This is a genomic window from Streptomyces sp. NPDC104307, from assembly GCF_055584045.1.
Genome location: NZ_JBVJMU010000002.1, coordinates 250726 through 263334, shown reverse-complemented (window position 1 = coordinate 263334; position 12609 = coordinate 250726). Strand labels below are relative to the sequence as shown.

The 12609-nt window shown below is 68.0% G+C and carries 10 protein-coding genes; 9 read left to right on the top strand and 1 reads right to left on the bottom strand.

The features are described from left to right. Positions 1 to 37: 37 nt before the first annotated feature. The gene (locus ACZ601_RS07840) at positions 38 to 721 is read left to right on the top strand and encodes an ATP-dependent Clp protease proteolytic subunit (RefSeq protein WP_384136304.1); all 684 of its coding nucleotides are present in this window, start codon (positions 38 to 40) and stop codon (positions 719 to 721) included. 157 nt (positions 722 to 878) lie between these two features. Further along, positions 879 to 2177, top strand: a complete 1299-nt coding sequence (gene clpX / locus ACZ601_RS07835; RefSeq protein ID WP_440578882.1) for an ATP-dependent Clp protease ATP-binding subunit ClpX — start codon at positions 879 to 881, stop codon at positions 2175 to 2177. Between the two features lie 905 nt (positions 2178 to 3082). Here the strand turns inward: clpX and ACZ601_RS07830 are convergent. Further along, positions 3083 to 4084 carry a hypothetical protein gene (locus ACZ601_RS07830; protein WP_469534377.1) on the bottom strand — a complete coding sequence of 334 codons (1002 nt, stop codon included), beginning with the start codon at positions 4082 to 4084 and terminating at the stop codon, positions 3083 to 3085. Between the two features lie 150 nt (positions 4085 to 4234). Here ACZ601_RS07830 and ACZ601_RS07825 point away from each other — a divergent pair, with 150 nt between their 5' ends. From ACZ601_RS07825 to mreD, 7 genes are all read left to right on the top strand, one after another. Beyond that, positions 4235 to 6856 carry a valine--tRNA ligase gene (locus ACZ601_RS07825; protein ID WP_469534374.1) on the top strand — a complete coding sequence of 874 codons (2622 nt, stop codon included), beginning with the start codon at positions 4235 to 4237 and terminating at the stop codon, positions 6854 to 6856. Positions 6857 to 7005: 149 nt separating this feature from the next. Beyond that, positions 7006 to 8529, top strand: coding sequence for a bifunctional tetrahydrofolate synthase/dihydrofolate synthase (gene folC, locus ACZ601_RS07820; protein ID WP_440574001.1), 1524 nt, complete (start codon positions 7006 to 7008; stop codon positions 8527 to 8529). A gap of 5 nt (positions 8530 to 8534) precedes the next feature. Continuing rightward, on the top strand, positions 8535 to 8891 hold the full coding sequence (locus ACZ601_RS07815) for a DUF4233 domain-containing protein (protein WP_440574000.1): 357 nt from the start codon (positions 8535 to 8537) through the stop codon (positions 8889 to 8891). A gap of 126 nt (positions 8892 to 9017) precedes the next feature. Continuing rightward, the gene (gene ndk, locus ACZ601_RS07810; protein WP_018103190.1) at positions 9018 to 9431 is read left to right on the top strand and encodes a nucleoside-diphosphate kinase; all 414 of its coding nucleotides are present in this window, start codon (positions 9018 to 9020) and stop codon (positions 9429 to 9431) included. Between the two features lie 293 nt (positions 9432 to 9724). Further along, on the top strand, positions 9725 to 10744 hold the full coding sequence (locus tag ACZ601_RS07805; RefSeq protein ID WP_024492993.1) for a rod shape-determining protein: 1020 nt from the start codon (positions 9725 to 9727) through the stop codon (positions 10742 to 10744). Between the two features lie 99 nt (positions 10745 to 10843). Beyond that, the gene (mreC, locus tag ACZ601_RS07800) at positions 10844 to 11896 is read left to right on the top strand and encodes a rod shape-determining protein MreC (protein WP_440573999.1); all 1053 of its coding nucleotides are present in this window, start codon (positions 10844 to 10846) and stop codon (positions 11894 to 11896) included. Between the two features lie 11 nt (positions 11897 to 11907). Next, the gene (gene mreD, locus ACZ601_RS07795) at positions 11908 to 12573 is read left to right on the top strand and encodes a rod shape-determining protein MreD (protein ID WP_440573998.1); all 666 of its coding nucleotides are present in this window, start codon (positions 11908 to 11910) and stop codon (positions 12571 to 12573) included. The last annotated feature ends 36 nt before the right edge of the window (positions 12574 to 12609 follow it).

Here is a 12609-nt window from a genome sequence, read left to right as displayed (position 1 = left end):
GTACGCCGAGACACCCAGCCCACAGAACGCCACCAGGATGGTGAACACCCACATGAACAACTTCTCCGGCGCCTCCGCGAGCGGCCTCTACACCGGCCCGCAGGTGGACAACCGCTACATCGTCCCGCGCTTCGTGGAGCGCACCTCGCAGGGCGTGCGTGAGTACGACCCGTACGCGAAGCTCTTCGAGGAGCGCGTGATCTTCCTCGGGGTGCAGATCGACGACGCCTCCGCCAACGACGTCATGGCGCAGCTGCTGTGCCTGGAGTCGATGGACCCCGACCGGGACATCTCGATCTACATCAACAGCCCCGGCGGCTCGTTCACCGCGCTCACCGCGATCTACGACACGATGCAGTTCGTGAAGCCGGACATCCAGACGGTCTGCATGGGCCAGGCGGCCTCCGCCGCGGCCGTGCTGCTCGCCGCCGGTACCCCGGGCAAGCGCCTGGCGCTGCCGAACGCGCGTATCCTGATCCACCAGCCGTCCTCGCAGACCGGCCGTGAGCAGCTCTCCGACCTGGAGATCGCGGCCAACGAGATCCTGCGGATGCGGACCCAGCTGGAGGAGCTGCTGGCCAAGCACTCCACCACGCCGATCGAGAAGATCCGCGACGACATCGAGCGGGACAAGATCCTGACCGCCGAGGACGCCCTGGCCTACGGCCTGGTCGACCAGATCGTCGCGACCCGTAAGAGCGCGGCCGGAGCGGCCGCCTGACGTCGGCCTTTACCCCTTGGTACGGCAGGGTCACCCGGCCCCGGCCGTGTGAACCGTGCCAAGGGGGGCCCGAACGGGGGCCCAGGCAAGGTACCGTCGGATAGAGGCACCAGGAGGCGCTGAACCAGGCGTCTCCCAGGCGAAGGGGAAGCACCTCGTGGCACGCATCGGTGATGGCGGCGACCTGCTCAAGTGCTCGTTCTGCGGAAAGAGCCAGAAGCAGGTGAAGAAGCTCATCGCGGGACCCGGTGTGTACATCTGCGACGAGTGCATTGATCTCTGCAACGAGATCATCGAGGAGGAGCTCGCGGAGACCTCCGAGGTGCGGTGGGAGGAACTTCCCAAGCCGCGCGAGATCTACGAGTTCCTTGAGGGGTACGTCGTAGGCCAGGAGCCCGCGAAGAAGGCTCTCTCGGTCGCTGTGTACAACCACTACAAGCGGGTCCAGGCGGGCGAGAACGGCGGCGGGGCGAGCCGCGACGACGCGATCGAGCTCGCCAAGTCCAACATCCTGCTGCTGGGCCCCACGGGCTCGGGCAAGACCCTCCTCGCGCAGACACTGGCCCGGATGCTCAACGTCCCGTTCGCCATCGCGGACGCGACGGCGCTGACGGAGGCCGGCTATGTCGGTGAGGACGTCGAGAACATCCTGCTCAAGCTGATCCAGGCGGCCGACTACGACGTCAAGAAGGCCGAGACCGGGATCATCTACATCGACGAGATCGACAAGGTCGCCCGCAAGAGCGAGAACCCGTCGATCACCCGCGATGTCTCCGGCGAGGGCGTCCAGCAGGCCCTGCTGAAGATCCTGGAGGGCACCACCGCCTCCGTACCGCCGCAGGGCGGCCGGAAGCACCCGCACCAGGAGTTCATCCAGATCGACACGACGAACGTGCTGTTCATCGTGGGCGGCGCGTTCTCCGGCCTGGAGAAGATCATCGAGTCCAGGGCCGGCGCCAAGGGCATCGGCTTCGGCGCCACGATCCGCTCCAAGCTGGAGATCCAGGCGAGCGACCAGTTCCAGGAGGTCATGCCGGAGGACCTGGTGAAGTTCGGGATGATCCCCGAGTTCATCGGCCGCCTCCCGGTCCTGACCTCGGTCCACAACCTGGACCGCGAGGCCCTGCTCCAGATCCTCATCGAGCCGCGCAACGCCCTGGTGAAGCAGTACCAGCGGCTGTTCGAACTCGACGGCGTGGAGCTGGACTTCGAGCGCGAGGCGCTGGAGGCCATCGCGGACCAGGCGATCCTGCGCCAGACCGGCGCACGCGGTCTGCGCGCGATCATGGAGGAGGTCCTCCAGTCGGTGATGTACGAGGTGCCGTCCCGCAAGGACGTCGCCCGGGTCGTCATCACGGCCGACGTGGTCCGCAACAACGTCAACCCGACCCTGGTCCCGCGCGAGCCGCGGACGATCGGCAAGGGCGACGACGGGCGGCACGAGAAGTCGGCGTAGCGGTGGCGTAGAGACGTACGCGAAGGGGCGCCCAGTCGGTTTTAACTGGCTGGGCGCCCCTTCGCGTTGAGCGGCTTGTAGTGCGGACACATTTTGCGCCAGAGCATCTACCTGAGATCGAGTTTGAGCCAAGGCGGTCGTAGAGAGGTAGACGCGAGAATGTTCGTATGGTTATCTGCTCACGCAGGATTTCCTTGTTCCTTTTGGTGTAGAAATCTGTGGTGACCCCAGTGAATTTTCTCAATGCTCGTTGCGTGGCTATAGCGCTCAGTGTGGCTGCGGCAGGCTTCGCTCTCCCTGTGGTGACTGCTGGGGTGGCGAGCGCGAGTCCGCAGCGATGTGAAATATCCTTGCGTAACAATGGTTACGTTGTTGGGGCTAAATCCAAGGCGGCTTGCTCCAACGCGAGTGCGGCTACCGGGTTCAATCCTGCGGCCATAACTAAGAGGGCGTTGTGTCAGCAGCAGTTGATAGCTCTGGGTGTAAAGACTACTTACGCTCACGATGCCTGTTACTCGTATTAACAGTTGGGAACGTGTGACACTGAAAGTTGAGCGTCTGCCTGGTTGCTGCCTATGTCGCGGTGTGGGAGGCGAGGGTGCAAGTATGTGCGTGTCCACGCTTCGACTTCGGCCGGGTGTGCCGGAATAGAGAAACCTGGCGGTATGGTCGATGCAACGTTGCTGACTTATTTCGAATCCAGCTCTCTTTCCTTGCGCCAAGGGAAGCGGGCCGGGCAATCATCTGCTGGTTGTGGTGGAATCTCATTTTCGCAATTCCCCGAGGGGTGTACACGATCGGCGAGAACAACGTTTCCCGCCACGAGGATCCCGCATAGCGGAAGCGAGCACCGCATACTTCGAAGGGGCACCCGGTCGCCGGGTGCCCCTTCGAAGTATGCGGGATCAGACCTTGGTGCGGGAGGTGTTGTAGAGCTTGGCGGTGAGCGTGGCCACGTCGTCCTGGGACATCGGCTTGTTGGTCATGGCCAGCCCCATGTCGAGACCCGACACGATGCCGACCGTGCTGTAGTCGGCCCAGATACAGATCGGCATCTCAATGGACTTGGGGCCCTTGTCGACGCTTCCGTCGCCCTCGGGGTTGTCCATCTTGAGGTTCTGGCACCGCATCAGCGCGCCCTTGAATCCGGACGGGGTGACGTCCTTGGGCGAACCGACCAGTTCGCCCTTGGACTTGCTGTCGCCCTTGGTCATGTTGACCTTGGCCTCGTCGAAGGACTTGTTGATCACCGCGGCCGGGTCGCTCACCTCACCCCAGTAGCCTTGGAAGGAGATGTACTTCAGGCTCATGTCCTTCTCGGACCCGCCCTGGTAGGCGGCAGAGGCCTGAGCGGGATTCTTGATCCCGTTGGCCTCGATCTTCGTCTTCTCTGCGCCGCTCAGCGGGCCGTCGGTGCCGCTGCCGGTCTCGGCCTTCTTGTAATCGTCCAGCGTCGCCGCCGGCGTCAGCTTGTACCCCTTCGTGGAGTCCGCCACGTCGCTGTTGCTCGCGCCGCCGCCCGACGTCAGGAAGTACACGCCGCCGCCGATGACCGCGAGCGCCACGATCACGCCGCCGATGATCAGGCCGGTCTTCTTCTTCGGCGGCTGGGCCGGGGGGAAGCCGGGCTGCTGGCCGTAGACCGGCTGGCCGCCGTACGGGGGAGTGGGGGGCTGCTGGCCGTACGGGCCGGGCTGCTGGGCCTGCGGGTAGCCGTAGCCCGGCTGCGGGGGCTGCTGCTGCGGCGGGACGCCCTGGGGGGCCTGCTGCGGGTACCCGTAACCGGGCTGCCCCTGCGGCTGGCCCTGCGGCGGCGGGCCGCCGTAGGGGCCAGGCTGCTGGCCGTACGGTCCGGGCTGGCCCTGGGGCTGCTGTCCGTCGTACGGGCCCGGCTGGTTGAAGCTCATCTGCGGATTCCCCTGTTCGTGAAGCTCATGCGTTCTTATGCGTTCCGAACATCCTGACGGACGTCCCACGTACGTGGGGCACCGGGAGGCACACCGTTACCGAACAAACCGGTTTCGGCGCATGACTGTGACGGCCCTAAACTGTGTCGCGTGACCGAGAACGCAGCGCAGCAGCCAGCCAGCCACCCCGAACTGCCGACCCAGTACGCGCCGGCCGAGGTAGAGGGGAAGCTGTACGAGCGCTGGGTGGAGCGCGGCTACTTCGAGGCCGACGAGCACAGCGAGAAGCCGCCGTACTCCATCGTCATCCCGCCGCCCAACGTCACCGGCTCCCTGCACCTGGGCCACGCCTTCGAACACACGCTGATCGACGCGCTGGTCCGGCGCAAGCGGATGCAGGGCTTCGAGGCGCTCTACCAGCCGGGTATGGACCACGCGGGCATCGCCACCCAGAACGTCGTCGAGCGCGAGCTCGCCAAGGAGGGCAAGTCCCGCCACGACCTGGGCCGTGAGGCGTTCGTCGAGCGCGTCTGGAAGTGGAAGAACGAGTCCGGTGGCCAGATCTCCGGCCAGATGCGCCGCCTGGGCGAGGGTGTCGCCTGGTCCCGTGAGCGGTTCACCATGGACGAGGGCCTGTCCAAGGCCGTCCAGACCGTCTTCAAGCGGATGTACGACGACGGGCTGATCTACCGAGCCGAGCGCATCATCAACTGGTGCCCGCGCTGTCTCACTGCGATCTCGGACATCGAGGTCGAGTACCAGGAGGACGACGGCGAGCTCGTCTCCATGAAGTACGGCGAGGGCGACGAGACCATCGTCGTCGCCACCACCCGCGCCGAGACGATGCTCGGGGACACCGCCGTCGCCGTCCACCCCGACGACGAGCGCTACAAGCACCTGGTCGGCAGGCAGATCAAGCTGCCGCTGACCGACCGCACCATCCCGGTCGTCGCCGACCACCACGTCGACCCGGAGTTCGGCACCGGCGCCGTCAAGGTGACCCCGGCACACGACCCGAACGACTTCGAGATCGGCAAGCGCCACGACCTGCCCTTCCTCACCGTCCTGGACGAGCGCGCCGTCATCACCGTCCCCGGCCCCTTCCAGGGCCTGGACCGGCTGGAGGCCCGCTCCGCGATCGTCGCCGCCCTGCGCGCCGAGGGCCGGATCGTGGCCGAGAAGCGGCCGTACGTCCACTCCGTCGGACACTGCTCGCGCTGCAAGACGACCATCGAGCCGAGGCTGTCCCTCCAGTGGTGGGTCAAGGTCGAGCCGCTCGCCAAGGCGGCCGGCGACGCCGTCCGCGACGGCAAGGTCAAGATCCACCCGCAGGAGATGGAGAAGCGGTACTTCGACTGGGTCGACAACCTCCACGACTGGACGATTTCCCGCCAGCTCTGGTGGGGCCACCGCATCCCCGTCTGGTACGGCCCGAACGGCGAGGTCGTCTGCGTCGGACCGGACGACGAGGCCCCGACGGGCGAGGGCTGGACGCAGGACAGCGACGTCCTGGACACTTGGTTCTCCTCCGGCCTGTGGCCCTTCTCCACGCTCGGCTGGCCCGAACAGACCGACAGCCTCGCGAAGTTCTACCCGAACTCCGTCCTGGTCACCGGCTACGACATCCTCTTCTTCTGGGTCGCCCGGATGATGATGTTCGGCCTGTACGTCAACGACGGCGTCCCGCCGTTCGGGACGATCGTGCTGCACGGCATGGTCCGCGACGAGCACGGCAAGAAGATGTCGAAGTCCTTCGGCAACGTGGTCAACCCGCTGGACTGGATGGACAAGTACGGCTCCGACGCGCTCCGTTTCACCCTGGCGCGCGGCGCCAACCCCGGCACCGACGTCCCGATCGGTGAGGAGTGGGTCCAGGGTTCCGCCAAGTTCTCCAACAAGATCTGGAACGCCACCCGCTTCGCCCTGATGAACGGCGCGACCATCGAGGGCGAGCTGCCGGACGCCGCCGAGATGTCGGTGACCGACCGCTGGATCCTGTCCCGCCTCAACAAGACCGTCGCGGAAGTCGACGCGTACTACGACGACTTCCAGTTCTCCAAGCTCAGCGAGGCGCTCCGGCACTTCGCCTGGGACGAGGTCTTCGACTGGTACGTCGAGCTGTCCAAGACCACGTTCTTCGGCGGCGGCCGGGCGGCCGAGGTCTCGGGCCGGGTCCTGGGCGAGGTCCTCGATGTGATGCTGCGCCTGCTGCACCCGGTCGTCCCGTTCGTCACGGAGACGCTCTGGACCGCGCTCACCGGCCGTGAGTCGGTCGTCATCGCCGACTGGCCGGGCGACAGCGGCTTCCGGGACGACGCCGCGGAGAAGGAGATCGAGCTCGTCCAGCAGGTCGTCACCGAGGTCCGCCGGTTCCGCTCCGACCAGGGGCTCCAGCCCGGCCAGAAGGTCCCGGCCGAGCTGAACCTGACCGGCACCCCGCTCGCCGCGCACGAGGCGGCCATCCGGCAGCTGCTGCGCCTCCAGCTCGCCGGGGACGACTTCCAGGCCACCGCGTCGCTGCCCGTCGCGGGCGCCACCGTCGCGCTCGACCTGTCCGGCACGATCGACGTCGAGGCCGAGCGCAAGCGGCTGACGAAGGATCTGGAGGCGGCCCGGAAGGAGAAGGCGCAGGCCACCGGGAAGCTCGGCAACGAGGCGTTCCTGGCCAAGGCCCCGGACAACGTGGTCGACAAGATCCGCGGCCGGCTCACCAAGGCCGAGGCCGACATCGAGCGGATCAGCAGCCAGCTCGCGACCCTGCCCACCGGCTGACGTCCTGCGTACGGAGCCCCCGCGTACCCGGCCCGCCCGGGAGCGCGGGGGCTCCGCCGTACCCGCGCCGCGGGGTGCTGCGCGCGATGGCCGTACCCGCGCCGCCGGGCGCTGCGCGCGATGTCGGTGCCCATCCGTAGACTGGTCCTGTGAGTGAGCCCCGCCCTTCAGACCGGCACGACGCGTCCGATCCCGACGACACCTTCGCGGAGATCGTCGACGAAGAGACCCAGCGCGACCCCGACCTGGCGGTGATCGAGGCCGGGAGCCGCACGCTGCGCGCCGCCTCCGGTCCGCCGCAGGGCGACGAGGTCCCCGCCCGCCCCACCGACCCGGAGGTGGACAAGGCGCTGCGCGCGGTGGAGCAGGAGCTCGCCGGGCGCTGGGGCGAGACCAAGCTGGAGCCGTCCGTGGCGCGCATCGCCGCGCTGATGGACATCCTCGGTGACCCGCAGCGCGCGTACCCCTCCATCCACATCACCGGTACCAACGGCAAGACGAGCACCGCCCGCATGATCGAGGGCCTGCTCGGCGCCTTCGAGCTGCGCACCGGGCGCTACACCTCGCCGCACGTCCAGTCGATCACCGAGCGGATCAGCCTGGACGGCGCCCCGATGGACGCAGAGCGGTTCGTCGAGACGTACCAGGACATCAAGCCGTACGTCGAGATGGTCGACGCCCAGCAGCCCTACCGGCTCTCCTTCTTCGAGGTGCTCACCGGCATGGCGTACGCGGCGTTCGCCGACGCGCCGGTCGATGTCGCCGTCGTCGAGGTCGGCATGGGCGGCAGCTGGGACGCGACCAACGTGATCGACTCCACGGTCGCGGTCGTCACCCCGATCTCCCTGGACCACACCGACCGGCTGGGCTCCACGCCCGGCGAGATCGCGGTGGAGAAGGCCGGGATCATCAAGCAGGGCGCGACGGTCATCCTGGCCCAGCAGCCGGTCGACGCCGCCCAGGTGATGCTGAAGAAGGCCGTCGCGGCCGACGCCACGGTGGCCCGCGAGGGCATGGAGTTCGGCGTCGTCTCCCGGGAGGTCGCGGTCGGCGGGCAGCTGCTGACGCTGCGCGGCCTGGGCGGTGAGTACGACAACATCTTCCTTCCGCTGTACGGCGCCCACCAGGCGCACAACGCCGTGGTGGCGCTCTGCGCCGTCGAGGCGTTCTTCGGGATCGGCGCGGAGCAGCCCGGCTCGCTCGACGCCGACATCGTCCGCAAGGCCTTCGCCGCGGTGATCTCGCCCGGCCGTCTGGAGGTCGTGCGCTCCAGCCCGACCGTCATCCTGGACGCCGCCCACAACCCGGCCGGCGCCCTCGCGGCCGCGGCGGGGATCTCCGAGGCGTTCGGCTTCTCCCGGCTGATCGGGGTGGTCGGGGCCAGCGGCGACAAGGACGTCCGGGGGCTCCTGGAGGCCTTCGAGCCGATCTTCGCCGAGGTCGTCATCACCCAGAACTCCAGCGGCCGCGCGATGGACGCCGACGAGCTGGCCGCGGTCGCCGTCGAGGTCTTCGGCAACGAGCGGGTCCAGGTCGAACCCCGCCTCGACGACGCGCTGGAGGCGGCGATCACCCTCGCCGAGGAAGAGGACGAGTACGCCGGCGCCGGGGTGCTGGTGACCGGATCCGTGATCACGGTCGGCGAGGCCCGGCTGCTTCTGGGAAGGCACTGACCCACGTGCGTACGCTCTGTGCATCGACGCTGCTCGGTGAGTTCTTCGTGATCGGCTTCGCCGGACTCGTCGCGATGAAGTCCGACGACCTGTCGTCCGCGACGGTGTGGACGGTCTGCGGTATCGGCATGCTGCTCTCCGTGCTGCTCTGCGGGATGATCACCCGTCCCGGTGGTGTGCAGCTCGGCTGGGCGCTCCAGATCGCGCTGGTCGCCAGCGGCTTCGTGGTGCCGATGATGTTCATCCTCGGAGTGGTCTTCGGCGGCCTGTGGTGGGCCTCGGTGCACTACGGCCGCAAGATCGACGAGGTGAAGGCCCGGTGGGCCGCGCAGGAGGCGGCGCAGGCCCCGGCCGGCACCTGAGCGGGGAGCTTGTCCCCTCGCGGTCAAACCCGGCGGAGGGGCGTTCACGGCGCCCCTGTAATCTCGCTTCACCGCACCCGTATGCCTGACCCGTATGCCTGACCCGTATTTCGCAAGGAGCCGCACATGACCCAGCGCACCCTCGTTCTTCTGAAGCCCGACGCCGTCCGTCGCGGTCTGGTCGGCGAGATCGTCGGCCGCATCGAGCGCAAGGCCGGCTGGAAGATCACCGCGCTGGAGCTGCGAACCCTCGACCGGGCCACGCTGGAGCAGCACTACGCCGAGCACGTCGGCCGCCCGTTCTACGAGCCGCTCGTCGAGTTCATGCAGTCCGGCCCCATCGTCGCTCTGGTGGCCGAAGGCGAGCGGGTGATCGAGGGCGTCCGCGCGCTGGCCGGTCCGACCGACCCGATCGCCGCCGCGCCCGGCTCGATCCGTGGCGACTTCGGCACGATCACCCGGGAGAACCTCATCCACGCCTCGGACTCCGAGGAGTCCGCAGAGCGAGAAATGAAGCTGTTCTTTCCGGGACTTTCCTGACCTTCGCTCCGCCAAACAGCGCTCATGACCTGGGGCGACCGAAGTAATTCGGTCGCCCTTCGGCATAGGGTCAGGGATCGCGGGAACGCATCCCTCCGACGTAACGTCACCATGAGTGGGACGGCCACCCGTTCTGCTCAACAAGGCGAAGGACCCTCGCGCTGTGTCGGTGTATCCGGCACTACGATGGAAGCTTCCACGCCCGCAGCGCTCATCTCGCCTACCAAAACAAGCCATCACCGCTTTCACTTGGGAAGGCCCGACGCATCCTCATGGGGAACAAGGGGAACTCAATGTCGTTCATCGGCCGTGACATGGCTATCGACCTCGGGACTGCCAACACGCTGGTGTACGTCAGGGGGCGCGGCATCGTTCTGAACGAGCCGTCCGTCGTGGCCATCAACACCAACACCGGCGGCATCCTGGCGGTCGGCGCCGAGGCCAAGAAGATGATCGGCCGTACACCGGGCAACATCGTTGCCGTACGGCCACTGAAGGACGGCGTGATCGCCGACTTCGAGATCACGGAGCGGATGCTCCGCTACTTCATCCTGAAGATCCACAAGCGCCGCTACCTGGCCCGCCCGCGGGTCGTCGTCTGTGTGCCCTCCGGCATCACAGGGGTCGAGCGACGCGCCGTCATCGAGGCGTCGACGCAGGCCGGCGCCCGCCAGGTGCACATCATCGAGGAGCCCATGGCGGCGGCCATCGGCTCCGGCCTGCCGGTCCACGAGGCCACCGGCAACATGGTCGTCGACATCGGTGGCGGCACCACGGAGGTCGCGGTCATCTCGCTCGGCGGGATCGTCACCGCCCAGTCGATCCGGGTCGCCGGTGACGAGCTGGACAACGCGATCATCCAGCACATCAAGAAGGAGTACTCGCTCCTCCTCGGTGAGCGCACCGCGGAACAGATCAAGATCACGATCGGTTCGGCGTTCGAGCTGGAGAAGGACGAGCACACCGAGATCCGCGGCCGCGACCTCGTCTCGGGTCTGCCCAAGACCGTGGTCATCTCCGCGACCGAGGTCCGCAAGGCCATCGAGGAGCCGGTCAACGCGATCGTCGACGCGGTCAAGACGACGCTCGACAAGTGCCCCCCGGAGCTCTCCGGCGACGTCATGGACCGGGGCATCGTCCTCACCGGCGGCGGCGCGCTGCTGCGCGGCCTCGACGAGCGGCTCCGGCACGAGACGGGCATGCCGATCCACATCGCGGAAGACCCGCTGGACTCCGTCGCGCTCGGATCCGGCAAGTGCGTCGAGGAGTTCGAGGCGCTCCAGCAGGTGCTGGACGCCCAGCCCCGACGGTAGAAACTCAACCGGCCCTCCGCGCGGACGCTGCCGCTCCGCGCGGAGGATCGTTGATATACAGGCACGAACATTCCTACGAGGAAGGCACGGCCGCCGCACGTGAGGGACACACGAGAGAGCCGGCTGCTCCTGGTGCTGCTGATCGTCATCGCGTTCGCACTGATCACGGTGGACATCCGCGGTGGCGAGGCGTCGCCGGTGGACGGCGCCCGGCAGGCCGCCTCCACGGTCTTCGGACCGGTCGAGAACGGGGTCGCCTCAGCGGTCGACCCGGTGGGCAATGCCATAGGGGCGGTGCGCGCCTCCGGCGCCCGGCACGACAAGATCGCCGCACTGGAGCAGCAGAACGCCGCGCTGAAGGCCAAGCTCGGCAGCGACGACCAGAACCGCAGCAGGGTCCGCGAGCTCGACAAGATGCTCAAGAAGTCGGGCGCCGGACAGTACGGCATCAAGGCGGCGGAGGTCATCGCCATAGGAGCGGCCCAGGGCTTCTCCTGGACGGTCACCATCGACGCCGGCTCCAAGGACGGTCTCAAGCGCGACATGACCGTCCTCAACGGCGACGGACTCGTCGGCCGGGTCACCACCGTCGGCCCGGACACCGCGACGGTGCTCCTCGCCAACGACCCCGACTTCACCGTCGGCACCCGGATGGAGTCCACCGACGAACTCGGCTTCGCCACCGGCCAGGGCTCGCGCCCGATGGCCGTCCAGTTCCTGAACGGCAAGGCGAAGGTCAAGAAGGGCGACCGGCTCGTCACGTTCGGGTCCAGCAAGGACAAGCCGTTCGTGCCCGGCGTGCCCGTCGGCGAGGTCGTCCGGGTCGACCCGTCCGGCGGCGACCTGACCCGTACGGTCTACGTCCGTCCGTACGTCGGTTTCACCAAGCTCGACATCGTCGGCATCGTCGTCCAGGCTCCGCGCGAGGACCCCCGCGACGCGGTCCTGCCGAAGAAGCCGGCCAAGCCCGCCAAGCCGAAGCCCACCCCGACCGTCACCGTCACCATCTCGCCCAACGGCGACCTCGTGGACACCAACGGCAACGTCGTCGGGAACATCCACGAGAGCGCGGACCCCAGCGGCAGCCCGGACCCCAGCCCCAGCGGGAACGCCACACCGAACGCCGACAACGCGGTAAACGAACAGAGGTAGAGCTGATCCCCATGCACGTCAACCGGACTCTGCTCTCCATCGCCCTGGTCGTGCTCGCGCTCGTCGTCCAGGTTTCCGTACTCGCCCGGCTCCAGCTGCCCGGCGCGGTGCCCGATCTGCTCCTCATGGTCGTTCTCGGACTGGCCTTCGTCTACGGCCACGTCAGCGGCGCCCTCATCGGCTTCGGCGCCGGGCTGCTCGCCGACCTGGCGCCGCCGGCCGACCACGCGGCCGGCCGGTACGCCCTGGTCCTCTGCGTCATCGGCTACCTCGCCGGACTGGTCAAGCCGGAGAACGGCCAGCTCAAGTCGGCCGTGATGCCGATGGCCGTGGTCGTCGCGGCGGCGATCGGATCGACCCTGCTGTACGCGGGGGTCGGCGCGCTCGTCGGGGACACGGCCGCCCGCCATGTGGGGCTCGGCAGCCTGCTGTTCAGCGCGGCCGTCTACGACCTGCTGCTCGCGCCGTTCACGGTGCCGCTGATCATGGCGATGGCCAGACGCACGGTGAACGACCCGCTCACCGAGTCCTCCTCCGGCGGCAAGGACGCCACGGCGGGCTGGCTCGCCGCCGGCACCGGACTGCGGATCGGCAACCAGCGCGGCGGACTCCGCGTCAAGGCCGCCCGGAACCGGGCGGCGCGCGCCGGACGCATCAAGGGAGTCAAGCGACTGTGAGCCCGCAAGCCCCGGGGACCGCCCACCGCGCCCCCC

Excerpts from the sequence above, each read along its gene's own strand:
- ACZ601_RS07830 (WP_469534377.1), bottom strand. The coding sequence starts at position 4,084 with ATGAGCTTCAACCAGCCGGGCCCGTACGACGGACAGCAGCCCCAGGGC.
- mreD (WP_440573998.1), top strand. The coding sequence starts at position 11,908 with ATGCACGTCAACCGGACTCTGCTCTCCATCGCCCTGGTCGTGCTCGCG.
- ACZ601_RS07840 (WP_384136304.1), top strand. The coding sequence starts at position 38 with ATGGTGAACACCCACATGAACAACTTCTCCGGCGCCTCCGCGAGCGGC.
- ACZ601_RS07805 (WP_024492993.1), top strand. The coding sequence starts at position 9,725 with ATGTCGTTCATCGGCCGTGACATGGCTATCGACCTCGGGACTGCCAAC.
- ndk (WP_018103190.1), top strand. The coding sequence starts at position 9,018 with ATGACCCAGCGCACCCTCGTTCTTCTGAAGCCCGACGCCGTCCGTCGC.